Here is a 25,049-nt window from a genome sequence, read left to right on the forward strand (position 1 = left end):
AACCGATGATGAATTGGGTGCTCATAAATTGTCCTCCTTAATCCACTGAATAAACAAAAAGCCGCTGGGCGATTCTGTTGTCATTGGAAAGCGAATCCCTTGCGGTCACAGGCTCTTTGTTTTCTGTGATGATAAATTCGATTTGCCCGCATTCCTTTGTGATATCTTCAATGGCCTTGTCCACATGGGTGTATTTAACGGCGTGGGCGAATTTCAGGCCCAGTTCTGCCGCCCGTTTGCTAAAGGGCGCTGCATTTTTAACGGCGGTCTCCTTGAAATCCCGGAAGAGTTCCTCATGGCTGGTGGAGAAAAACTCTGTGACATCATGGGTCAGGTTGGCGGCATTGACAGCAATGATGCCGTAATCCATCCGCTGGGCCATATCAAGGGCGTACTCAACCATATCGTCCGTGAACCGGCTTTCCATGGTGGCCACCACCAGGTTTTTTCCCTGGTTTTCGCAACAGGCTATCTTCTCCCCTTCTTTTTCGGGTGTCTGGTCAGGGGGAGTGGAAAATTTGATGGCCTCGCTGTTGTCATCCGCCTTTTTACCTGGATGCAATACCTTTGTTTTTAAGGTCTTGAAAAAACTCATAATTTATCTCCTTCCTCTTGCACTTGAGGTTATATTTCTTTGATCTTTGGTCTTTTTATCGTAGTTATGTTAGGCAAATTGCATACCAGAAGGGGGGACGGTGCAAAACGCTTGTATATCAATGCCTTTCACTGATTCGGATGGAAGAATAGGATCGGACGAATGTTGCAAAATGCAATGTTTTTTGGCTGTTCCGTGAACATCCCTGCCCTGCGGGCCTTGAGCGAATATTGCAGTTGACAATGGAGTGTTGCTTTTTGTAACGATTTAACTGGATGGGATCTGAAAATTCCGCCGGAAAAGCAGAATGGGTAAATCCGCCAAACGGGGGCGGAAACCGCTTTACCCCCTGGCAGTGAAGACAAAGGCATGGTTATTGCTGACCAGAGGGATATCGATTTTTGCATCCATGGGAAGGAGGGCTACGGTGAGAAGTATTTTCAAAAAAGAGGAAGCAGTTGAGACGGAGACGGCATCGGCAGAGATTGATGAACTCAGGGAGGCGGTGCTGAACCGGAATATGCCGGCGGCAGTGGAAAAAATTGTACTCAAGGAGGTTGACCGGCTGCTCAAGATCAATCCGGCCTCGGCAGAGTATACCATCGGTCTCAATCACATTGATTATCTGACCACCCTGCCCTGGAACCGGTATACCCAGGACAATCTGGATACCCTGAGGGCGGAAAAAATCCTTGATGCCGCCCATTACGGACTTGGCGAAATCAAGGAAAGGATACTTGAGCACCTGGCGGTCAGGCAGATGAAGCTGTCCAAGAAAAATACCGTTCTGGTGGTGGACGACGAAGAGATGACCCGGATGAACCTTTCCCATGTGCTGACAAAGGAGGGGTATGAGGTGGATACCGCCGGCAGCGGCAGCCAGGCCCTGTTGTTGCTGGAGAACCAGCAGTTTGACCTGGTGGTTACGGATCTGAAAATGGACAAGGTGGACGGCCTGACCCTGCTGGACTGTATCAAAAAGACCAGTCCCGGCACCGAGGTGATCATTATCAGCGGATACGCCACGGTGCTCACGGCGGTGGATGCCATCAAGCGGGGGTCCTTCCATTTTATTGCCAAACCCCTGAAGCTGGACGAGATACGGGCCACGGTGAAAAAGGCCCTGGAAAAGAAAACCGGGCTTGTGGAAACACGGAGCCCTGTGATCTGCTTTGCCGGCCCTCCGGGAACCGGCAAGACATCCCTTGGTCAGTCCATTGCAAAAAGCCTGGAGCGTAAATTCGTCCGGGTCTCCCTTGCCGGCATCAAGGATGAGGCAGATATCAGGGGGCATCGGCGGAGTTATGCCGGCGCCCTTGCCGGACGGATTATCCAGGAGATCCGCCGGGCGGAGTCAAGTAATCCGGTGTTCATGCTGGACGAGATCGACAAGATCGGTCAGGATTTCAAGGGCGATCCCGCATCGGCCCTTCTTGAGGTCCTGGACCCCCAGCAGAACGCTCAGTTTATCGACCATTACCTGGATGTCCCCTATGACCTGTCCAAGGTCATGTTCATTGCCACGGCCAATACCGTGGCCAGAATTCCCGGGCCGCTGCTGGACCGTTTCGAGGTCATTGCCATGTCCGGGTACACGGTGGCGGAGAAGGTGGATATTGCCGGCCGTCACCTGATACCCAGGGCCAAGGAAGATACCGGCCTGGCCGGTTTTGATCTTGAGTTCACCCAAGAGGCCTTGAGGAAAATTATCCGGGAGCATACCCGGGAAGCCGGGCTCCGGGAATTTGAACGGAAAATCGCGGCCATATGCCGGAAGGTCACCCGCCGGCTGATCAAGTCGGGGGCATCTTCAAAAGAGATCTGTATTGATGAGGCTGAAGTGGAATCCTTTCTGGGGCCCGGCCGGTATCACTATGAAATCGCCGGGGCCAAAGACCGGGTGGGGTGTTCCACAGGCCTTGCCTGGACAGAGAGCGGCGGGGAGATCATTTTTGTGGAGGCCACCCGGATGATGGGGACCAACCAGCTGATTCTCACGGGCTATCTTGGGGAGGTCATGAAGGAGTCGGCCCAGGCGGCCTTAAGCTATATCCGGAGCAATACGGAGCGGTTCGGCCTGGCAGCGGATTTTTTCCAGGGCCAGGATATCCACGTCCATGTGCCGTCGGGTGCCATTCCCAAAGACGGGCCTTCTGCCGGCCTGACCATTGCCATGGCACTGCTCTCCCTTTTGCGGGGAGAACCCTGCCGGCGGGATACGGCCATGACCGGCGAACTCACCCTCAGCGGCAGGATCCTGCCCGTGGGCGGAATCAAGGAAAAGCTTCTGGCCGCCAAAATGGCCGGCATCAAAACCGTGATTTTTCCAATGAAAAATCAATCGGAGATTGCCACCATTGACCCGAAGCTTAAGCAGGGAATAAAAATTCTGACGGCCGGGGAACTCAGCGAGGTGGTGGACCAGGTACTCAGGGCCGGGAAGGGGCAGCCCGTTTCTCGGAATTAACAATCACCAGAGGCACCTGAAGTTTTCCCTTCAGGGCATTTATCCGTGTAGCGGCACTGCCGGTTGCCCGCCTCCGGTCCAGGGAGGGATCATACACCGTTAATATGATGTCATGATGGGTGTCAATATAGTCCGATAGCTGGGTCTCAGGGGTGCCGGCGCTGAGGGTTACCTTAAACGGAACCGGACAGTCGGGGCTCTTCAGCATCTTTTTCAGCGGCGCGGGGACCCCCGTCAGGATAGGGTCCGCTTTGCAGACACCCCCCTGGCGGGCTGCAGATGTTTTCAAGGAAGGGGAATCCGGCTTTGGGGTGGACAAAGAACACTGCCTGACCTGGGTCTCCGTAGTGAACTGCAAGATACAGAGTTCCGCCTTGACCTGCCTGCACAGGTCTGCGGTATATTGATAAACAGGACGGGTGGGTGTATCCCCGTCAATGGCAAGCAGTATCTGCTTCATCTCATACCTTTCTATGGGTCATCAAAATCATCTTGGGCGTCCACAGGAATGGGACTCTGCTATGTATAAAGCATTTTATGTACCAGGCGGGCGTTCCTCCCTGAAAAGCTTTCAAGAGGCCTGTCTTCTGGTTGTTCCGGTTGATATGGGCCGGAAGTGGGAGGGAAGATCCGGGTTGTTTCATTTTGAAATGTTCGATAACGGACATGAGATGAAAGTGCTTGTTAATCAGTGGGTTGCGACGCTATTGCACGGCGCAAGGTCCTGTTGTTAATTGCAACAGGGGATGGCGGCCAAGGGATAAAGCATCAACAATGGCACTGGGAGAATACACCGGTCCGGGATGGTCCGGGACCGGTGTAAAGGGTGGGCGTTGGCGTTTTCAGGACCGATGGCTAAAAGAACAGCACCGGCGCTTTGGGCTCAGCGCAGTTTTCGTGGAGGCGTTTGGCCGTGTCCCTTATGGGGCCGTCCATGAGGGAGCGGGCATTTTCGGGACAGGCCTTGATGCAGGCGCAGCAGAAGATACACCTGTCATCCATTGTGGTGTAGCCATTTGCTTCATCAATGGCTTCCTTGGGGCAGACCTCGGCGCAGGTGCCGCAGCCGGTGCAGTCCTCGGAGACGTTCATAAAGGCGAAGGCCGTCTCTTTCATGCCCTCCCGGTAGGGAAAGTTGCCCGGTACCGCCAGGTCCCCCGCGGTTTCCGGATGGTCCAGAATGCCGGCGCGGGCGGCAACCTGCCTGCCGAAATCAGCAGCCGTTTCCAGGTCTGCCTTGTCCGGCCGGTTCACGGCAATGGGGAACGTTTCGCAGGAGAAAGAGTGTTCCCCGATAAAGGCGGCGCCTGCCACGGGAATGAAACCGCATTCCTTTGCAATGGTTTTCAGTTCCAGAAGTGCATCTTCAAATTCCCGGTTGCCGTAGACCACGGTCAGTACGGCCGGTTTACCATTCCCCTTCAAGCCTTTGAAATACTGGACCGCATCCTTTGGGATGCGTCCGGCATAGACCGGGGCGCCGAGGAGGACAATATCCCCCTTAAGCGGGGCCGGTCCCAGGTTCCGTTGGGCAGATGACGTAATGTCGATGATTTCCGGGCTGTCGCAGCCCAGGCCCGAGGCAATCTGCTCGAGGACTTTCCGGGTGGTGCCTGTGGGACTGAAGTAGATGAGAGATGTCTGTTTTTGATTCATGTTGTCCCCTTTTTTATTTTAAGGTTGTTCTGATTATCTGATGCGGGCCTCCCGGACATGGGGGGCGATGACCGCCTTGAGTTGGGTCATCTCTTTTTCCGTGAAAAACCGACCGGGGTCTTTAAGAAAGTCAGGGTCCAGGACATCCACATTTTTCGAGCATTGCTGGAGAATATACAGGTCTGCCCCCTGGATCTGCGCGGCAATCCTTTCCATGATGTCCCGGCTGATGAAAGGGCGGACACAGGTGGTCCTGAATTCATAGGCCGGCGCCTTTTCCATGACCAGGGAGATGCTCTCCAGGATCCGGTCCAGATCGTTTTTGTTTTTTAACAGGGCCGTGTAGTTGGCCGGATCTGTTTTGATATCCATGGCCAGGTAGTCCACAAGCCCCCGGTCAAACAGGTCTTCTAAAACCTGGGGACGGGTGCCGTTGGAATCCAGTTTGATTTTATACCCCATTTCCCTGGCCCGGGTGATGAAGTCGCCCAGGTCCTTTTGGAGGGTGGGCTCCCCGCCGGTGATGGCCACCCCCTGGATCATGCCCTTCCGTTTCTCCAGGAAGGAAAAGATCTCCTCCTGGTCAAAGGCGGGACTGCCGGACCCGGTGAGGGGGCCGGCAGCCAGGTCCGGATTATGGCAGTAGGGGCAGGTGAAATTGCAGCCCGGTGTGAAGACCAGGCAGGCCACTGCCCCTGGAAAATCAATCAGGGAGTTCTTTTGAAATCCGCCGATGTACATGGCCGCCTTCTATGAGGCAACCTTGTGGGTGTCATAGGTCTTGCGCATGCAGAATTCCGTCTGCTTGCCGTTGTTCCACTGGCCCACCGGGCGCAGGTAGCCCACCACCCTGGAGTAGATTTCCGTGTCTGCATTGCAGGTATCGCATTTTTCATGTTCCCCTGAGATATACCCGTGGGAGGGGCAGACGCTGAACGTCGGAGTCAGGGTGAAATAGGGCAGGCGGAAGGAATTGGACACCTTGGATACCACCTGTTTGACCACTTCGGTGTCGCTGACTTCTTCACCCAGGAAAAGGTGCTGAACTGTGCCGCCGGTGTACTTGGTCTGGAGTTCGTCCTGGAGTTCCAGGGCCTCGAACAGATCGTCGGTGTAATTTACCGGCAGATGGGTGGAGTTGGTGTAAAAGGGATCGCTGCCGTTTTTGTACTCTTCCTCGTTGGCGCAGACAATGTTTTTGAATTTCTTTTTGTCCTTGCTGGCAAACCGGTAGGTGGTGCCTTCGGCCGGGGTGGCTTCCAGGTTGAAAATTTCGTCGGTCTCTTCCTGGAGGGATTCGATCTTGGAACGGATATGGTCCATGACCTTTACGGCAAATTCCTGGCCCTTGTGGGAGGCAATACCGTAGTCCTCGCCCATGAAATTGATACAGGCCTCGTTCATGCCCAGGATGCCGATGGTGGAAAAATGGTTCCGCCAGAAGACCCCGGTGCTCTCCTTGATTTTCCTCAGGTAGAACTTTGAGTAGGGGTAGAGGTCGCCGTTGGTAAACTTTTCAAGAATTTTGCGCTTGATGCTCAGGGATTCGGCGGCAATGTTGATCAAATTGTCCAGGCGGTCGAAAAATTCGGCCTCGTCCTGGGCCACATACCCCAGCCGGGGCAGGTTCAGGGTGACAACCCCGATGGAGCCGGTCAGGGGGTTGGCACCGAAGAGGCCGCCGCCCCGTTTGCGCAGCTCCCGGTTGTCCAGGCGGAGCCGGCAGCACATGGACCGGGCGTCTTCGGGGTCCATGTCTGAGTTGACAAAGTTGGAAAAATAGGGGATCCCGTATTTGCCGGTCATTTTCCAGAGATTGTCCAGCCTGGGGTTGCTCCAGTCAAAATCCTCGGTGATGTTGTAGGTGGGAATGGGGAAGGTAAATACCCGGCCCTTGGCGTCCCCCTCCATCATGACTTCGGCAAAGGCGGCGTTAATCATGTCCATCTCATCCTGGAAGCCCGCATAGGTCTCTTCCAGGTATTCTCCGCCGATGATGATGGGGGAATCCTTAAGCGTGGCGGGCACATTCAGGTCCATGGTGATGTTGGTGAAGGGCGTCTGGAATCCCACCCGGGTGGGGATGTTGATATTGAATACAAATTCCTGGAGGGCCTGTTTCACCTCTTTGTAGCTCAGCTTGTCATAGCGGACAAAGGGAGCCAGCAGGGTGTCGAAGTTGGACATGGCCTGGGCGCCGGCCGCCTCCCCCTGGAGGGTGTAGAAAAAGTTGACAATCTGGCCCAGGGCGCTTCTGAAATGCTTGGGGGGAGAGGATTCCACTTTACCGGCCACCCCTTTGAACCCTTCGATGAGCAGGTCCTGGAGGTCCCAGCCCACGCAGTAGACGGAGAGGAGACTGAGGTCGTGGATATGGATGTCACCGGCATAGTGGGCATCCCGCACCTGGGGGGGATAGATTTTGTTGAGCCAGTATTCTGCGGTGATATCCGAAGAAATATAGTTGTTCAGCCCCTGGAGGGAGTAGCTCATGTTGGAGTTCTCCTTGACCTTCCAGTCCATGCGGCTGATATAGGATTCCATGAGGCCGACATTCTCATCAATGGCGATTTTACGGATCTGATTGTGCTGTTCCCGGTAGATGATATAGGCTTTGGCGGTCTGGTAATAGGGGGAGTCCAGCAGTACCCGTTCCACAATGTCCTGGACATCTTCCACCTCGGGCACCGGCCCCAGTTGGAGATCCCGGGCCAGGGTGAGTACCCGCATGGTCATTTTTTTGGCTTCCCGTCCGTTGAATTCTCCGGTTGCCTCGCCCGCCTTAACCAGGGCGTTGGTAATTTTTGTGGCGTCAAACTCCGCAACCCGTCCATCACGTTTTTTGATCTGCTCAAACATGTCCACCTCTTGAAATCTGAATGAATTTATTCTATTTTGTAACTCTTGTTGCTCTTTGCCCGCAGAAATTCCGATTGGAATTGGTGGGGATGAGGCAAGATTTAACTCAATATGTAGTGTGTGTCAAGAGGAAAAAAACCACATATAGTGGTTTTAACCAAAGACACACAAGGATAAAAATGCAGCTGGACCAGAATCCCTTTTTCAGAAAAAACATAACTCCCTGGTATGATTCCACCTTTGCCTGCGGGGTGCTGATTTTTGCCATGCTCCTGGTGTTCTGTTTTGCTTTGGGCGGGGTGGCGGTGGCAGGCTCTGATCCCAGATTTGCACAACATCTCTGGTTCCCCGGTATGCTGGGGGGATTATCCGGTTTCCTGATTATCAAGGTCTGGCTGCGGCTGAGGGCCAGGGCCCGGCAGGAATAGCATTTCAATCAGGATACCGATTAATCAGGAGTGCTCATTCATTCTCTACGGCGTCCACCACCTCTATTAGATGGTGGAGAATCTTAGCCGTTACCCCCCAGATCACCACATCCTCATAGGGATAGGTGAGTTCCATGATATCGGGCCGGCGTCCGGCATATCCTTTTTCCCGGTGGACCCGGGTCAGATGGGCATAGGGGATTTTAAAAATTCTGGAAATTTCCTCTGTATCAAAAATAATATGGTCTTTCTGGTTCCAGATCCCGGTAAAGGCCTGGATATCCTTGTTTCTCAGGGTCTGAAAATGGCCCAGAGACCCCATCACCTTTACATTGTCCGATACGATCCCCGTCTCTTCTTCAAGTTCCCGCAGGGCGGTGTCCCGGGGTGATTTGTCCCTTTTATCCACATGGCCGCCGGGGAATGCCATCTGGTTCCGCCAGGGGTATCCTTCCCGGTCCGCCTTCTGGATAAAAAGCAGGGATGGGTCAGAATTGAACAGGAACAAGGCCATCACAGATGTGGGCTGGTAAACCGCCGGATCCGGGGGCAGGGGGTGGTCCGCTGATTTTAGGGCAGAGCGTATGGTTTCGATATATGCTGTCTGGTCCATTTTCTATCCAAGGGCCTCCGAGTTTGGATCTATGGTAAATTTAAAAATACATAGTCCCCATTTCTTTGTCAAACAGGATGCCGGATAGTTAAATGCCAGCCATATTTCTCAATGTCGGATTCAATGGGATAAAAAACGTTCAGGGAGTTAGCCCTTGGCGATCTTATAAAATTTATCAAAAACAGCCAAACCGTCAGCACCCAACAGCCTCTTTTTAACCGGCTCCCAGGCCGGGTTGGCAGGTCCGAATTTTTTTGCCAGCACTTTTTGTTCCCGGGGGGTGGGCGCATATATTTTTACGCCGAGCTTTTTAAATTCTTCAGAACAAAAGGTCACTGCGGTTTTATAATTTTTCAGCTGGGCCCCTTGAATTTCATTGAATGCATCAAGGAATTGGCTCCGGGTTCGGGAATCCAAGGCGGCAATATAATCTGTATTTGCTATGGCCACCCATCCGTCATGCACGGATTTTATTTCGGAAATGATTCCCAATTCCCTATTCAGCCCTTCCGGGCCGGCATAAAGCCCGATGATTGCCGGATCAAGTGCATCATACCGGCCTCCCCGGGCTGTCCTTGCGCAAAATTTCCAGGGGATGTTCATGGGTTTGGCTTTGGTCAGCCTGTAAAATAAGGCGAGGCTTTCAGATCCCGGCACCCTGAATCTGACCCCTTCAAAATCTTTGGGGGATTTAATGAGCTTCCCGTACCTTTTTGTGGAGGTGGCCGTTCTTTCTCCGACAACATAGGGGAACAATACCTGTATTCTGGCCTTTCGGGTTTTAGACAATACGGCCCTGTTCCAGGCCTGGGAGTTAAACAGCCGGATATATTCGGTTTCATTGGCAGCCCAAAAGGGGATATTTAAAATATCCAGTTCCGGGCACAATGGCGACAAATTGGCAATGGATAGCAGGGCGCCTTCGGACTTGCCCAGGGAAACCCAGTTTGACAGCTCTGAACCGATTCCCCGGCTTCCGCCGTCGTGGATGATCACGAAGATTTTATTCTTTGTATATTTTTCTATCAGCCGCTTAATTTCGAGGTGGGCATGGGGGGTGGTCAAATAGTTTGAGGTAAAGTACGGGGAACTGAAATTAAATATATATTTGGCGAGCCTTTTCTTCCTTTTTTCCTCTTTCAGCGTTTCCGCAAAGGCCCGGCGATCCTCCCATGGCTGTCTGGGAAAAATGGTGAAATAAACCATGCTGCTTAAGGCACCAAAGGAATACCTGAGAAATGTTCTTCTGCTGACTCGCGGCATTTATTCTCCTGTAAACAAACAAGATGCGGCGCAACTTTTTTTGGGAGCAATGAGTATAAGCTATACATTTAAGATATGCTTTTTTTTGATTTTTGTAAATTGACGGTTTTGGATAAAAACACTTGACCTCCCCCGGGCTTTAGATTAAATAGGCCGCATTATGAAAAATGACTAATCCCATATCCAACCAATCGTCCCCCGGTTTTTAGAAAACAGCGGGCCCAGTGGCTTATTGAATCAGGAGACCTGCCTTGGTATTGCCAAGGCATCCGTTTTATAGCCGCGGAATGCCCCGCTGCCTTTTTATTCTTACATTTATCCAGGACCAGACACATTCTGATCGACCGGACCGGCAGAGGCTCGTCTTCCGCCCGTGGTGAGGTCTGTATGGAAGTAAACCATACCCGATGAGACCATCACGCCCTGCGATCCACTCACTGTTTACCTGGTCCCCATGAAAACGAGGCAATTATGAACATGAAACAATTGATTGCGTATATCCAAAAACCACCCGTTTACACAAAAGGAACCGCCGAAATGTGGGTGGATCCCCATATTTCCCGTCACCTGCTGGCGGTTCACCTCAATCCGGACATCGACCTGGCCAGCAGGAAAAAGGCCACCATATCAGATACGGTGGATTGGCTTCTCGGCCAGGTCCCAGGAGAAAATCTGGCTGTTCTTGATCTTGGTTGCGGACCCGGGCTTTATACGGAGCGGATCGCCGGGTCTGGCCACCAGGTTACGGGAATGGACTATTCATTGACCGCCATCGAATATGCCAGCCGTTCCGCCCGGAATAAAGCGCTGGACCTCAGCTATGTGCATCAGAACTACCTGACCCTCCGTGAAGAGAATAAATATGATCTCATCATCATGATTTTTACTGATTTCGGGGTGCTGGTCCCCGGGGACCGGGACAGGCTCCTGGAAAATATATACCGGGCCTTGAAACCGGGAGGAACCTTTATATTTGATGTGCTTAACGAGCGGTTTCTGGAAAAACCGGTGGAGAAATCCTGGCAGGCGGAGAAATGCGGCTTCTGGAGAGAAACGCCGCATCTGGCCCTCTCCGATGCCTTTCTCTATGAAGAGGAAAAGGTCGTCTTAAGCCAGCACGTGGTCGTTGAGGATACCGGTGCCATGGATGTGTACCGGTTCTGGACCCATGTTTTTTCCCACGACGACCTGAGGGCAGTTACGGCCAGCCAAGGGTTTGAAAAGACCCGGTGCCATGATGATCTGCTTCCCGACAGCGAAATGTACAGCGGACGGGATGTCACTTTCTGCGTCACGGTCAAACCGGAATAACAACCACCCGCTGCCGGCGGCTCGGCCTGCCGGCAGCGGGGCTCTTGTGCGGCCGTGTGAAAGGACCGGGCGGATGGGGAGGGGCTTCCAATTTGATTGACACTGGAGTTGTTTAACGATTTTCTGCAAGGTTGGGGTTGTTTTATCTATAGGGCGTACCTGGAATAGCGGGTAAATTATTGTTGGGATAATAGTTTTTTTGCATTATCTGCCCCCTTGAAATCATCACTAATGCTGAGAGCCTTATTGAGTGCTTGAAAGGCTTTTTCATACTCCCATTTCTTATGGTAGGCAAGGCCTATATGGTAATGGTAAATGGGATTGCCCGGTTTGATTTGTATGCAATTTTTGAATTCTTCAATGGCGCTGTCATACAATTTTTTTTTATAGTACACCCAGCCCAATGTATCTATTATTACATCAGACTGGTTTGCCTTTTCTTTAGCTTTTCTGGCAAGGTCTAACGCCAGATTCAACTTTTTGTCATTATCGGCATATAAATAGGCAAGATTATTCATGGCCGGCACAAAGCTGTCGTTAATTTTGATCGCCGATGTGTAATGCTTTTCGGCGAGCTCAATTTTATTGAGGCTCTCGTAAAGTGTGCCCAGCGAATTATGTGTACCGGCATGATCCGGTTGTTTTTCGAGCACAGCATTGTACTGGTCAATTGCTTCCTTTATTCTTCCATCTTCTTTATAAATATCGGCTAAAGATAGGTAGGGGGTGACAAATTGGGGATTTTGATCAATGGCTTTTTTGTATTCTTCTTCTGCGAGGCGGCCCTCTTTTTTTTTGAAGTGTAAACGGCCAAGAATAGTATGCAGGACGGCCTTCGTTGTTTTCTGTTCCGTTTTTCTCATAAAATTACGGCATTGTGTCATGGCTCCATCTATTTGTTTGTCATCCAGGTACACCGAAATCATATTTGAAAACACATCCATCAGGTCTGGGTTAATATCAAGCGCTTTTTTAAAATAGGTAATGGCTTCTATGTTATTTTTTTGGAGTTTTTTTAAGATACCCATCCGATAATAAGCTTCGGGATTATCTGGCTTTAGCTCAATGGATTTTTTAAAGAATGTCTGCGCTTCATTTTCATGCTTTTGCGCCATGTGGATATTTCCCATCAGGAGATTCGCCTGGTAGTCTTCGGGATGGAATTCCAGAACTTTTTCCAGTTCATTTTGGGCACTTAAGAAATCCAGATTATAAAAATAAATCTTTGAAATAAGCTGCCTTGCCTGATGGTGTGATGGTCTTTTTTCAATCGCCGTATTCAGATAACCCAATGCCTGTTCATATTTCTTTTCTTCAAATAGTGCTACTCCCGTTAAATAGTTGTAATTTGGCGATTCAGGCTCTTCTTTCACCAGAGTGCTGAATATTTTAACGGCTTGGTCAAATTTTTTTTGAGAGATAGAAATTTTGCCTTTCAATACTCGTGCTTCCAACAAGTTGGGTCTTTCTTTCAGGACCTGCTCGACAATCTCCTGGGATTCATCTATGCGATCATGGGAAAATAAAAAATTAGCGTGAACGATTTTAACTCGTGTGTTATCCGGGGCCTTGGCCACGGTTTTGATTATGAGTTTTTCAGCCAAGGCGACCCTGCCCGTCCGGTTGTAGAGTTTTGCCAGTCTAAGAGGAGCCTTTATGCTGGCAGGATTCTTTTCAATGGCCTTAAGATAGTATTTCTCCGCTTGCTCATCCCCTTTTTGTCCGGAGTAAAAATTCCCCAGCATTAAGTCTGCTTCAGAGGATTCCGGCCACCTTCGTTCGATGTCCTTTAGTGTGTTTTCTGCTGAATTAAAGTCTTTTTTATCTATGTAAAGCAGGTACAGCGCCTTATAAAGTTCCATTTTCTTGGGGGGAATAGAGATTGCCGTTCTTATTTTTTTTTCGGCGTCATCCCACTGCTGTTTTGAAATATAGTATTGGGAATACAATAAAAGGGCGGGAATCTGACCGGGATCAGCAGTTAGAATCTGATCATAAATAGGTGTGATTTCTTCTGGCCTGTGGTTTAATTTTGTGAATAAGCCTGCCTGTAGATATAAGGCCTTAATATTGTTGGGTTCTTTTTTAAGGATGAAACTGATTCGGTCTTGTGTTTCCGTTGGCCGGTTGGCTAAAAGCGTTATGGATGCCAACTGAAGCTTTACCTGGATATTTTCAGGAACAATTTTTTCTATCCGAAGATATGTTCTGAAGATTTCCTTTACATCACCTGTTTTGCTAACGGCTTCCCCCAAAAGGAGATTGGCCTCTATCGAGTTTGGATTTAATTTGACGGCGTTGAGAAATTGAATTTTTGCCTTACCATACTCACCCTTTTCAAGAAATATTTTTCCTTCGGATAAAAAAGTATTAATTTTTTCTGAATCCGATGTACAGGCAGGAAACAGGATGAAAAATAATAAAAGTATCCGGCAGACGATAAACGCTGATTGATTCATGGCAGGCTCCCGAGTCTGGAATTTATTTTTTCATATCATTGAACTGTCATTGGTTGCAACCTTGTTTTTTTATTCAGATTTTGAAATAAAAAAGGCAGGAGAAAAATCTCCTGCCTTTTTTAAGAAACGATACTAAAAAAAATTATTTTCTTCTTCTGGAATATCCTGCGAATCCAAGGAGGCCCAGCCCGAAAAGAATCATGGTTCCCGGCTCGGGAATTTCATTACCGGTTCCCCCGCCACCTGCGGTACAGATGATATCCTCAATGTCCTGTTCAATGGTATTGCTGCTGGTTTTAACAAAGGTGCCGCCGGTATCCGCAAAAGTGTGACCGCCGCCGGTTCCACCGATGGCCATGGCGCTGAATACGCCTTCTGCAGCTGCGGTAAATGGGGTGCCAAGTATGGAGAAAACCATGATGCCTGCGGCGTCTGCTGCCTGGTTTGCGGCATAAGCGGCATCCCAGTCATCCTGATAAACTCCTGCACCATTTTCGGTTCCTTCATCCCCGATGGTGACGATTGCCTTGTAATAGTCCTGATCTGCAGTTGTATCGTCGTTCCAGTTGAAGTAGTTTACCAGGTCCGTAACCGCAGGACCATTGTCTTCCGAGTGGTTGGAAACAGGGGTGCCTCCGACACCGTATACATAGTCTCTGACATTTTCACCCATAGTATAATCGCTTGTAATTCCCATCAATGTCGCTCTGACCCAGACATCACAGTCCGGGCAGTTAATGCTGGTCACAATCCTTTCGATTGATCCAATCACGGCATTCAGTTCGTCGTACATGGAACCGCTTGTATCAAACGCGAAAACGATATCAAGCACATCGTCTGCATCGGCTTGAGATGCCGCATCCCCTCCGGTGACATACAGGGCTGATGCACTTCCGGATAAGCCAAGAATTACCCCGAAAATGACCATTAATAATAAAAATTTTTTCATAAAACTCCTCCCTTTGTTTTTTTAAGCATGGCCTGCCATTACCATGCTTTGGATAAATTAATGGGTCAGGTTTTTGTTCCTGGAATGCAGATGGTGATAAATCTGATTAAGGAGAATTTTAATCCCTGTAGAGAGTAAAAACACCCCTCCTTAAGGGATTGCTATAATTTATTTCGCCTCAATCCCATCGCAGCCACTAACAAAAACCCATGGCAAATTTTTTTTCGTAATGAATAGCAACTCAGGTCTCAGTTTTGGAGAGATTCCGCATGTGGTCAGTTTTGCTGTTAAAAAATACAGCAAATAACAGTGAATAACTACAGCAATTTATGTACCATGTTCCTTGCAAAGCAGAAAACATATAAGCCCCATTGAAAGCGCTGTAAAAAAGAGAGTTCAGAGACCTTAATTGCCGGCTGTCGCAGGGGCGAAGCTTCGAAAATGTAGCTTTTTGTTAGGAAAACTTCCGTATAAAAGAGGTTGACTGGATATGAAAAAAAATACACAAATTGATGGAAGTTTATTCCATATGTAAAGAAAAATAGTAGACAGCTCTTGCCTCTCATCCAGGAGCGCATGGCCACCAATTGCAGAGTGCTCTCCATGCAGGATGCTTAATTTGTTCACGCATAGAGTATGGGCAGCAATCCGCGCGGGGTGTAAATGCCGGGAATTGCCGGGAATCTTTTATAGCGCTTTACAAGGATGCAACCAGGTGGTATTTTTAACAGGTCGGCCTTACGGCTGACCGGCCGCCGGAAAGGGACACCATCGTGGCCGGCGGCAAATACAGCATAAACAGCGCGAGTGTCAGCGGGAGCGTTTTATGGAGCATATTGAAATTCGGTTTGGGGATCATATCGAGACACCGGCCACGGAGGAGAAATCCTTTGAAGAGATGTTTCAGTCGGTCAATCCCATGTTCTGCTTTACCAAGCGGGTCTGGAAGCCCCAGATGGATATATTTGAAACACGGGAGCAGATTATCATCCAGGCCGAGATGGCCGGGGTGAGGCGGGAGGACATGGTCATTGAAGTGTCCAACAAAGCCGTTAAGATTTCCGGCACCCGGAAATCCAGCCAGCCCGATCCCACGGCCACCTACCGGCTGGCCGAAATTCAGTTCGGCCAGTTTGAGCGGGTGCTTTACCTGCCCAGCGTGATTGACGTTGAAAAGGTTACCGCCTCTTTTTCAGACGGGTTCCTTGAGTTGTCCCTGGGCAAACTGGCCAGACAGGACATCAAACAAAAACAGAATCTGTCCATGGATTTTCTATAAGGAAGACGAATGGATGAGTTAAGACATCCCTCCGCCCCCATAAGCACAGACGATATACCCGAAAATCTTCCCATCCTTCCCATTGTGGACACCAATTTATTCCCGAAAATGGTTCTTCCCCTGGTGCTGATCCAGAAGGAAGCCATTGACCTCATTGACGAGGCCATGGCCGGGAACCGGATGCTGGGGCTGCTGCTTTCCCGGCGGTCGGATATTGATTCCAAGCATACGGCGGATGAACTGCACCGCATCGGCACCGTGGCCATGATCCTCAAGATGTCCAAAATGGAAGATGAGCGGGCCCAGTTGCTCATCCAGGGGCTGAACCGGTTCAAGGTGGTGAAATATCTGACCGGCAAACCCTATATGCAGGCCAAGATTTCCGTACTCAAGAGCCGGAATGCAGACCGGAATAAGGAAAACCGGGCGCTCATGGCCAACATAATGGAGCAGTACGAGAAGATCGTGGACCTCTCTCCGGGCCTGCCCTCGGAAATGGGGCAGATGATCAAGACCCTTCAGGAACCCAATGTCCTGGCGGATATGGTGGCTTCCACCATTAATGCCCCGGTGACGGAAAAGCAGAAGGTCATTGAGATGCTGGATGTGAACATGCGTCTCAAAAAGGTGACCCGCCTGGTCAATGACCAGCTTGAGATCCTTGAAATGGGTTCCAAGATCCAGAGCCAGGTCAAGGAAGACATGGACAAGCGCCAGCGGGAGTACTACCTGCGACAGCAGCTCAAGGCCATCAAGGAGGAGCTGGGGGAAACCGAGGACGAAAGCGTGGAAATCCGTGAATACAAGGCCCTGATCGAAGACAAAGGCCTGCCCGAAGAGGCCCGGAAGGAAGCCGACCGGGAACTGCTGCGCCTGGGCCGGATGCACCCTTCATCATCGGAGTATGTGGTTTCCTCCACCTATCTGGACTGGCTCACCGCACTGCCCTGGCAGGATTATTCCAGGGACCATCTGGATATCAGCCGGGCCCGGCGGGTCCTGGACCAGGACCATTACGGCCTGGAAAAGCCCAAGAAACGCATATTGGAATACCTGGCCGTGCGCAAACTCAAAAAGGATTCCAAGGGGCCCATCCTCTGTTTCACCGGCCCTCCGGGCACCGGAAAAACCTCCCTGGGCAAGTCCATTGCCAGGGCCCTGGGCCGGGAATTTGTCCGGGTGGCCTTGGGCGGCGTCCGGGATGAGGCCGAGATCCGGGGGCACCGCCGGACCTATGTGGGGGCCCTGCCCGGACGGATCATCCAGCACCTGAGAAAGGCCGGAAAAAAGAATCCGGTATTCATGCTGGACGAGATCGACAAGGTCAACTCCTCCTACCACGGGGACCCTTCCTCGGCCCTGCTGGAGGTCCTGGACCCGGAACAGAACCACACCTTTGTGGACCATTACCTTGATGTGCCCTTTGACCTCTCCGATGTGATGTTTCTGACCACTGCCAATGTGCTCCATACCATTCCGGCGCCGCTGCGGGACCGGATGGAGGTGCTGGAACTCAACGGATACACCGAAGAAGAAAAGCTGAAAATCGCCACCCGCTACCTCATCCCCCGCCAGCGGGAGGCCAACGGGCTCACCGCCGGTCAGATCAAGATTACGGCCGGCGCCGTAAAGAAGATCATTTCAGGGTATACCCGGGAATCGGGTCTGCGGAACCTGGAGCGCCGCATCGGAGCTGTCTGCCGTGGCGTGGCCGCTAAAATCGCCGAAAACGAAGTGGACAAGCTGGCCATCGGCCAGAAGGATGTGACCGCCTTTCTGGGACCGGTTCAGAATATGCCGGACATGGCCCGCCGCATCAATACCCCGGGGGTGGTGGTGGGCCTGGCCTGGACACCGGTGGGGGGCGAGGTCCTCTTTGTGGAAGCCGTGGCCATGACCGGCGGCCGCGGGCTTACCCTCACCGGCCAGCTGGGGGATGTGATGAAGGAGTCCGCCTCCACGGCCCTGAGCTTTATCCGGGCCAATGCAAAGCGCCTCTGTGTGGATGACGCTTTTTTCACTGAACACGATATCCATATCCATGTGCCAGAAGGCTCCATCCCCAAGGACGGTCCCTCGGCAGGGGTCACCATGCTTACGGCGTTGACCTCCCTGATCACCCACCGGATGGTCCGCCCCCGCCTGGCCATGACCGGGGAAATCACCCTCAGGGGAGAGGTCCTGCCCGTGGGGGGGATTAAGGAAAAGGTGATTGCGGCCCACAGGGCCGGCATCCGGTCCCTGATCCTGCCCCAGTGGAATGAAAAGGATATGGAAGATGTCCCCGCCCACATCCAGTCCAACATGGAATTCTTTTTTACCGATAAAATGGAAGATGTCCTTGATATCGCCCTGCAATAGATAATAATGAAATTGAGATACTGCCCCTTGAGACGAATCGCCCTGTTTTTATGTGTTTTTTGCGCCCTGGCACTTGCCGGCTGTTCAAGTTCAACCTATGACACCCGCCACCGTCCGCCGGTCAAGAAAAAATATCCTAAAGGAACCCCGGCCACCCAGCGGCCGTACACCGTTAAGGGGCGGCAGTATGTGCCCCTGTCCACGGCCCACGGGTATGTGGAAACGGGCCGTGCCTCCTGGTACGGCCGGAAATTCCACGGCAGGAAAACCTCCAACGGTGAAACTTATAATATGTACGCCATGACCGCGGCCCACAAAACCCTGCCCATGAATACCTGGGTCCGGGTGGAGAACCTGGACAACAGCAAGACCATCACCGTAAGGGTGAATGACCGGGGGCCCTTTGTGGCGGGCCGGATCATCGACCTGTCCTATTCAGGAGCCAGCCGCATCGGCATGGTGGGGCCGGGAACGGCCCGGGTCCGGGTCACGGCCCTGGGGCGGGCCACCTCCTATTCCAAAAAAGACCATACTCCCACTGCCTTTAAGCCCGTGGACTATTGGAAGGGCAATTTTACGGTGCAGGTGGGGGCTTTCAAGGTCCGGACCAATGCGGAAAATTACCGTAAAAAGCTTTCCAAATCCTATCTTAATGCCCATATCGTCCCCTACGAGGATTACAGGGGCAAGTTTTTCAGGGTGAGAATCGGCCGGTTTTCCAAACTCAACGATGCCGTAAAGTTCAGCGAACAGCTCATGAATGAGGGGTTCGGCCGGACGTTTGCCGTTGCGGAGTAAGTCCATGTATACCATTTTTCTGGACAGGGACGGGGTGATCAATGAAGATTCCCCGGCATATATCAAAAGCCCGGAGGAGTTCCACTTCATCCCCAAAAGCCCTGAAGCAGTGGCCCTGCTCAATAAAAGCGGATTTGAGGTGATCCTCATTACCAACCAGTCCGCCGTGGGCCGGAAAATGATTACCCGGGAGACCCTGGCTTCCATTTTTGATAAAATGCAGGCCGGCATACGGGCGGCGGACGGCCGGATCAAGGATGTTTTTTTCTGTCCCCATACCCCGGATGAGGGGTGCCGCTGCAGAAAACCCAGGCCCGGATTGATTTTGGATGCCATAAAAAAATACGGAATTGATCCGGCAGCCGCGGCCATGGTGGGGGATTCGGCCAAGGACATTGAGTGCGGCCGGGCTGCCGGCTGTGCCAAAACCGTGCTGGTGGCCACGGGCAACGGGCCCAAGGCCCGGCAGGAACTGGCCGACAAGGGGATTACACCGGATTACTGGGCCCGAGATCTCTATGATGCGGCCCAATGGCTGGCATCCAACCTCCCCGCCTCCGGATTGGTCCATGATCACCATTAAAGGTACCCTCTCCCGCATTACCTTTCAGAACCCGGACAACCACTATACGGTCTGCAGGATCCGTGTGCCCAAGGTAATGGAACCCATCACCGTGGTGGGCCATCTGGCCGGCGTGGCCGAAGGGGAGCAGCTTGAACTGCAGGGGGCATGGACCTCACACCCCAAATTCGGAGACCAGTTCAAGGCCGAAACCTATGAAGTCACCCTGCCGGCAACACTTTCCGGCATCCGGAAATACCTGGCTTCCGGCTTGATCCGGGGCATCAGCGCCCATCTGGCCGATAAAATCGTAGATACCTTTGGAGAGCGGACCCTGGATATCATTGAAAATGAACCGGACCGGCTGCTGGATGTCCACGGCATCGGCAAAACCAAGAAAAACCAGATCGAAAGGGCCTGGAATTCCCATCATTCCGCTCGGCGGGTGATGCAATACCTCCAGGAGACCCCCATCGGTGTAACCCATGCCGGCACCATATTGAAAACATACGGCAACGACGCCTTAAACATCCTGAAAACAGATCCCTTTCGCATCGCCCGGGATATTCCTGCCATCGGGTTCCGGGTCGTGGACCAGCTGGCCGGGGGGGCAGATGTTGACCGGGAAAATGAAAACCGCCTGGCCGCCTGTGTGATCTGCCGGCTCATGCTGCTGGAGCAGGATGGCCATGTGTTTGCCCAAAAAGAGGATTTACTCAGATCCTGTTCAGACATGGCCCGGGTGGAAAGTGCACTGTTCGACGGCGTCCTGGCAGACCTGGCCGATAAGGATGAGGTGGTCCTGGACGGGGAACGGGTCTATCTGCAACCCCTCTTTCGGGCGGAAGCCGGCATTGCCCGGCGCATCGGGGCGCTGCTGTCCATGCCTGCCCGCCCCTTTAAGATTGATGAAGGCCAGATTGCCGAAGAGGTGCTTTCCGCCCTGGCCGTTCGCCTTTCCGAGGAGCAGATGGATGTGGTTACCCGGATTCTGGAACAGAAGGTTTCCATTATCACCGGCGGCCCGGGCACCGGGAAAACCACATTGGTCCGGGCCCTGTGCGCCGTGTTCCGGCGGCTGAAGCTAAAGGTGGTGCTCAGCGCCCCCACGGGACGGGCGGCCCGCCGCCTGTCCGAGGTCACCGGCAAAAAGGCGTCCACCCTGCACAAGCTGCTGGGATTTGACCACGAAAGCGGCATTTTCGGCCGGAATTTTGCCAATCCACTGGATCTGGACCTTTTTGTGGTGGACGAGGCGTCCATGGTGGATACCGTTCTCATGTACCGGCTGCTGGAAGCCATGCCGCCCATGGCCACCCTGATCCTGGTGGGGGACACCTTTCAGCTGCCCTCGGTGGGACCGGGCAATGTCCTGTCCGACATGATGGCATCGGAACGGGTGGCTGTCTTTTCCCTTACCGAGATTTTCCGCCAGGCCCAGGAAAGCCCCATTGTCATGCACGCCCACGCCATCCGAAACGGGAAGATGCCCGAGGTCAAAGGGGCGGGCCCTGAAAAGGCTTCGGAGTTCTATTTTATTGAGAACCGGGAGCCGGCCCGTGTGGTGGAGACCATTGCCGAACTCTGCGCCACCCGGATTCCCAAGGCCTTTCCCCATATTGAAGAAATCCAGGTGCTTACCCCCATGCACCGGGGGGAGGCCGGCACCATCAATTTGAACCAGCGGCTCCAGGCCGCCCTCAACCCCCGACCAGGGGGCATCGACTCCCACGGCCAGACCTTCAAACCCGGGGACAAGGTCATGCACCTGAAGAACAATTACGAAAAAGAGGTGTTCAACGGGGACATCGGCCGGGTGATTTCTGCGGATAAGGCCGAAGGAAAGGTACTGGTGGATTACGAGGGCCGAACCGTGCCCTATGAGCTGTTGGAGCTGGATGAGCTTACCCTGGCCTATACCATTTCCGTGCACAAGTCCCAGGGATCTGAATACGATGCCGTGGTCATCGCCCTGACCACGGCCCATTTCCCGCTGCTCCAGCGTAACCTGCTATACACGGCCATGACCCGGGGCCGGCACCTGGTCATCATCGTGGGCGCTTCCCGGGCGTTTGAAATCGCTTTTGAGAACAATAAGACCGCCCTGCGGCTTTCCGGACTGAAAGAGAGACTGGCAGAGGGCTGACCCTCCCGGCAGAGTCCGCTAAAGGATTTCCCTTGACCCGCGGGGCTGCCTTTGATAACCAGGTATAATTTCAGTATCCATAATACATCTTCGATATCGGACTCTAAAAGGAATGATCATGAAAAAATTAGTAATCGTACTGGCTGTCATTATTCTCGCTGCGCTCCCGGGGATTCCCTTTGTTAACGGTATTGTCATGGAACGGACCCTGAGGGGCGCCGTTGACAATATGAATAAGATATATGCCGGTACCGGGTCGGATATGCAGTTTGAAATCAAGGAATATGACCGGGGCCTGTTTGACACCCATGTAGAGTGGCGCATTGACTTCGGCAGCCTCTCCAAAGCCTATGGCATTGAGGATGTCGTACTCACGGAAAAGGCCAGTCACGGGTTCCTCGGCATTACCTCGGAAACCAGCCTGGAAAAGAATCTTTGGTATACCGACTGGGTCAGAAGCCAGCTAGAGGGGAAAGATCCCTTAAAAATCCGCACTCAATATTCAGCCATCGGCCCCATTGTTTCCATCGTCACTCTGGACCCGGTCGTCGTGGATACCAAAAAGGCCCCTCTCAATATCGGAGCCCTTGAATTTACCAGCACCCTTGATAAATCCTTTACCTCAGTTGCCATGTCCGGAAAATGGGACGGTCTGTCCGAAGATAATGCAAATAAAATGGGCCCAGTGACCCTGGAGGCAGTTCATAAAAGACTCTCAGACTTGATATGGGAAGGAAAAGGGACCATTGCCGTTGATTCTTTTTCTGCGGATGAGGCTGATGCCTCGGTGAATCTTTCCGACCTGAGCCTTGATTATGACCTGTCCGCAGACCCGGATCACAAAAATATGGATATCACCATGGGAATGAAGGCCGGGAATATTGTTTTTAACGGCAAGCCCCTGTCGGAATGGGCAGTGGAATTCGGCATGAACAATATTGATATTCAGGCCTATGAAGAGTTTGCACAGGTTTATTATAAGATGATAAACAGCCATATGACACGGACCGCCGGTGCTGCCCTCTCCCCGGAGGCGGCCGGTGAAGAGATGCAGAAGCTCATGGCCAGGAATGCCCCCAAGCTGGTCGGCGGGCTGGAAAAACTGATGAAAAAGGGGCTTGAATTTAAGGTTTCCCGGCTCGACCTGGCCCTGCCCCAGGGGGAAATCACCGGCAGTCTGGCCCTGGGCCTGAAACAGGATGTGACCATGGCCCAGTGCATGATGCTGGCGGTCCAGCCGGATCTGGCCCTGGACATATTCTCACTGAACTCGGCGCTTTCCCTGCCCGCAGCCCTGGCCGGCCCCAGGCAGCAGGATCTCACCGTTCCGGCTTTTCCGGGGATGAAAACCGGCATCTTCATCCGGGAGGGGGAGACCCTGAAGCACCGGGCCGAAATCAGGGAGAACAAGCTCTATCTCAACGGCCAGGAAGTGGAATTGGCATTCTAACCGCCAGTTTTTATATAGACGGCGATGTATTGTTCGCCTTCCGATGTCTGCCTGTTTGGCAATGCGCAAATATAAATCACCCGGCCCAATCGGACCGGGTGATTATATTTGACAGGGCCCGGGTTCCAGCCTATATTTTTTATAACACTCCTAGAAGAGTTTTCGGGCATGATGACGGAGGGTGTCAAGATGGAAAAAAACAAAGAACGCCGGGAGCGGGAAGAAAGGCGGTCCGGAGTTGACCGTCGCAGACTCAACACATCAAATTATACGGGGGTTGAAAAGCGATCCAACCCCGAATGCAGAAACGGTGTTGACCGTCGGGATGACGGGGAAACCTGGATTGAATACCTGGCGCCGGTTCGAAAAAAATAAGACGAAAATCGTACCGGCACCCGGATGATGGCAGGGGTTAATTCTGGGGAAAGGATTTCTCCATCATTTTTTTGCCCATGGCCTTTTCAATCAATGCGACCATCTTGCCGTCCTCTACAGAAGCGAACGTGTAAGCCTGGCCGGACTGATCCGCCCTTCCGGTTCTGCCTGTCCGGTGGATGTAAGTTTCAACCGTATCGGGCAGGTCATAGTTGATCACATGGGAAACCCCTGACACGTCAATGCCCCTGGCCGCGATATCTGTTGCCACCAGTATATTGAAAGAACCGCTTCGGAATCCCTCCATGGCTTTGCGGCGTTGGTTCTGGGACAGGTTACCCTGCAGGGAAACCGCACGGAATCCGGCTTTTTTCAACTGGACGGCAAGGCTCTTTGCCTTATGCTTGGTGCGGGTGAAAACAAGGGTGCTGGTCATGCCCTCTCCGGCAAACAGCTTTTTGAGCAGGGCTGTCCGCTCCTGTTTTTGAACATTAAACCTGGCATGGGCAATACGGGGGGCCGGTTGCGTCCGGTTGATGCGGACCGTAACCGGCCGGTTCAGGATGTTTTGGGCAAGATGCCTTATTTCTTTGGGCATTGTGGCCGAAAAAACCAGGGACTGCCGGTGTTTGGGCAAATATTTGATAATCCGTCTGATATCCGGCAGAAAGCCCATGTCCAGCATCTGGTCGGCTTCGTCCAGGACCAGAACCTCAACGCTGTTAAGGGTTAAGGCATTTTCATTCATAAGGTCCAGCAGCCGTCCCGGGCAGGCCACAATAATATCCACCCCCTTGCGAAAGGCATTTATCTGGGGATTTTTCCCGACACCGCCGTAGACGGCCACGCTTTTAACGGGGGTATGGACTGCCATCAGTTTTATATTCTCATGGATCTGCTCGGCCAGTTCCCGGGTGGGGGCCATGATCAGAGACCGTGGCAGCCTGCGTGTTTTTGAGGACGTCTGGCCTGTCAGGCGCTGGAGAATGGGAAGTACAAAAGCGGCGGTTTTGCCGGTGCCGGTCTGGGCCAGGCCCAGCACATCTTTTCCCCCAAGAATCGGCGGGATGGTTTGTGCCTGAATGGGGGTGGGGGTGGTGTATCCGCAGGCATCAATGCCTGCATTAATGTCGGGGTGAAACTTAAACTGGCTGAAACGCATTCAAACTCCTTAAATATTGATTGATCTGCCGGAGGATGACCGGATTTTCTCCGGGGCCGCCCGGCCTGCCGTATAGTCAGTGAAAAAAGGTAAGCGGCTATTGATGGATCATTATCAATGATAAGGATATGACAGGCGTCGTTTCCAACAAATTCTTCATACGGTTTCCACTGTTAAGTAATCCGCAAAAATATCAACGGTAACGAACGATGTGTGTCAGACAACGCGGTCAGCGAGGACGACCTGAAAGAATTAATATCCCGACAGGGAATCTGCATTTTACTTGTATGTAAGGCGCGTATCTTACACGAATATG

General features: G+C 52.3%; 20 protein-coding genes. 10 read left to right on the forward strand and 10 right to left on the reverse strand.

Going from position 1 to position 25,049, the window contains the following annotated elements:
• Window positions 1-37: 37 nt before the first annotated feature.
• Window positions 38-595, reverse strand: coding sequence for a universal stress protein (locus tag HUN04_16700; protein ID WDP91245.1), 558 nt, complete (start codon window positions 593-595; stop codon window positions 38-40).
• Between the two features lie 427 nt (window positions 596-1,022).
• On the opposite strand from HUN04_16700, the gene lon (HUN04_16705) reads away from it, so the two are divergent.
• Complete coding sequence (lon, locus tag HUN04_16705) at window positions 1,023-3,062, forward strand: endopeptidase La (protein ID WDP91246.1); 2,040 nt, start codon at window positions 1,023-1,025, stop codon at window positions 3,060-3,062.
• On the opposite strand, the gene HUN04_16710 is transcribed toward lon (HUN04_16705), so the two are convergent.
• The 4 genes from HUN04_16710 to HUN04_16725 form a co-directional block, all read right to left on the reverse strand.
• Window positions 3,025-3,522, reverse strand: a complete 498-nt coding sequence (locus HUN04_16710; GenBank protein ID WDP91247.1) for a universal stress protein — start codon at window positions 3,520-3,522, stop codon at window positions 3,025-3,027. The two genes, lon (HUN04_16705) and HUN04_16710, sit on opposite strands and share 38 nt — an antisense overlap.
• Window positions 3,523-3,917: 395 nt before the next feature.
• Window positions 3,918-4,718: a 4Fe-4S binding protein gene (locus HUN04_16715; protein ID WDP91248.1), complete on the reverse strand. Its 801-nt coding sequence runs from the start codon at window positions 4,716-4,718 to the stop codon at window positions 3,918-3,920.
• A 33-nt stretch (window positions 4,719-4,751) separates the two neighbouring features.
• Window positions 4,752-5,459 (reverse strand): anaerobic ribonucleoside-triphosphate reductase activating protein, encoded by a 708-nt coding sequence (locus HUN04_16720; GenBank protein WDP91249.1) that lies wholly within the window; start codon window positions 5,457-5,459, stop codon window positions 4,752-4,754.
• 9 nt (window positions 5,460-5,468) lie between these two features.
• The gene (locus HUN04_16725) at window positions 5,469-7,577 is read right to left on the reverse strand and encodes a ribonucleoside triphosphate reductase (GenBank protein ID WDP91250.1); all 2,109 of its coding nucleotides are present in this window, start codon (window positions 7,575-7,577) and stop codon (window positions 5,469-5,471) included.
• 179 nt (window positions 7,578-7,756) lie between these two features.
• Here HUN04_16725 and HUN04_16730 point away from each other — a divergent pair, with 179 nt between their 5' ends.
• Window positions 7,757-8,005: a hypothetical protein gene (locus tag HUN04_16730; GenBank protein ID WDP91251.1), complete on the forward strand. Its 249-nt coding sequence runs from the start codon at window positions 7,757-7,759 to the stop codon at window positions 8,003-8,005.
• 34 nt (window positions 8,006-8,039) lie between these two features.
• On the opposite strand, the gene HUN04_16735 is transcribed toward HUN04_16730, so the two are convergent.
• Together HUN04_16735 and dctP are read right to left on the reverse strand one after the other, a co-directional pair.
• Window positions 8,040-8,618, reverse strand: coding sequence for a CoA pyrophosphatase (locus HUN04_16735; protein ID WDP91252.1), 579 nt, complete (start codon window positions 8,616-8,618; stop codon window positions 8,040-8,042).
• 147 nt (window positions 8,619-8,765) lie between these two features.
• Window positions 8,766-9,881 (reverse strand): TRAP transporter substrate-binding protein DctP, encoded by a 1,116-nt coding sequence (dctP, locus tag HUN04_16740; protein ID WDP91253.1) that lies wholly within the window; start codon window positions 9,879-9,881, stop codon window positions 8,766-8,768.
• A gap of 477 nt (window positions 9,882-10,358) precedes the next feature.
• Here dctP and HUN04_16745 point away from each other — a divergent pair, with 477 nt between their 5' ends.
• Complete coding sequence (locus HUN04_16745) at window positions 10,359-11,192, forward strand: class I SAM-dependent methyltransferase (protein ID WDP91254.1); 834 nt, start codon at window positions 10,359-10,361, stop codon at window positions 11,190-11,192.
• A 176-nt stretch (window positions 11,193-11,368) separates the two neighbouring features.
• Here HUN04_16745 and HUN04_16750 read toward each other — a convergent pair whose 3' ends face one another.
• Both HUN04_16750 and HUN04_16755 read right to left on the reverse strand, forming a co-directional pair.
• Window positions 11,369-13,651: a tetratricopeptide repeat protein gene (locus HUN04_16750; protein ID WDP91255.1), complete on the reverse strand. Its 2,283-nt coding sequence runs from the start codon at window positions 13,649-13,651 to the stop codon at window positions 11,369-11,371.
• Window positions 13,652-13,793: 142 nt separating this feature from the next.
• Complete coding sequence (locus HUN04_16755; protein WDP91256.1) at window positions 13,794-14,600, reverse strand: PEP-CTERM sorting domain-containing protein; 807 nt, start codon at window positions 14,598-14,600, stop codon at window positions 13,794-13,796.
• 826 nt (window positions 14,601-15,426) lie between these two features.
• Here HUN04_16755 and HUN04_16760 point away from each other — a divergent pair.
• From HUN04_16760 to HUN04_16790, 7 genes are all read left to right on the forward strand, one after another.
• A complete protein-coding gene (locus HUN04_16760) occupies window positions 15,427-15,879 on the forward strand; it encodes an Hsp20/alpha crystallin family protein (GenBank protein WDP91257.1) in 453 nt (150 codons plus the stop codon).
• Window positions 15,880-15,888: 9 nt separating this feature from the next.
• Window positions 15,889-18,240: an endopeptidase La gene (lon, locus tag HUN04_16765; protein ID WDP91258.1), complete on the forward strand. Its 2,352-nt coding sequence runs from the start codon at window positions 15,889-15,891 to the stop codon at window positions 18,238-18,240.
• Window positions 18,241-18,246: 6 nt separating this feature from the next.
• A complete protein-coding gene (locus tag HUN04_16770; GenBank protein WDP91259.1) occupies window positions 18,247-19,038 on the forward strand; it encodes a septal ring lytic transglycosylase RlpA family protein in 792 nt (263 codons plus the stop codon).
• Entirely contained in the window at window positions 19,001-19,621 is a 621-nt protein-coding gene (gene gmhB / locus HUN04_16775; GenBank protein WDP91260.1) for a D-glycero-beta-D-manno-heptose 1,7-bisphosphate 7-phosphatase, read from the forward strand. Before HUN04_16770 ends, gmhB begins: the two co-directional genes overlap by 38 nt.
• On the forward strand, window positions 19,608-21,746 hold the full coding sequence (locus HUN04_16780) for an ATP-dependent RecD-like DNA helicase (protein ID WDP91261.1): 2,139 nt from the start codon (window positions 19,608-19,610) through the stop codon (window positions 21,744-21,746). The genes gmhB and HUN04_16780 overlap by 14 nt, the downstream gene beginning before the upstream one ends.
• A 118-nt stretch (window positions 21,747-21,864) precedes the next feature.
• Complete coding sequence (locus HUN04_16785; GenBank protein WDP91262.1) at window positions 21,865-23,196, forward strand: DUF945 family protein; 1,332 nt, start codon at window positions 21,865-21,867, stop codon at window positions 23,194-23,196.
• 189 nt (window positions 23,197-23,385) lie between these two features.
• On the forward strand, window positions 23,386-23,571 hold the full coding sequence (locus HUN04_16790; GenBank protein ID WDP91263.1) for a hypothetical protein: 186 nt from the start codon (window positions 23,386-23,388) through the stop codon (window positions 23,569-23,571).
• A 37-nt stretch (window positions 23,572-23,608) separates the two neighbouring features.
• On the opposite strand, the gene HUN04_16795 is transcribed toward HUN04_16790, so the two are convergent.
• Window positions 23,609-24,733, reverse strand: a complete 1,125-nt coding sequence (locus tag HUN04_16795) for a DEAD/DEAH box helicase (protein ID WDP91264.1) — start codon at window positions 24,731-24,733, stop codon at window positions 23,609-23,611.
• Window positions 24,734-25,049 lie beyond the last annotated feature (316 nt).

Origin of the sequence: Desulfobacter sp. (genome assembly GCA_028768525.1) — a bacterium.
Lineage (GTDB): Bacteria > Desulfobacterota > Desulfobacteria > Desulfobacterales > Desulfobacteraceae > Desulfobacter.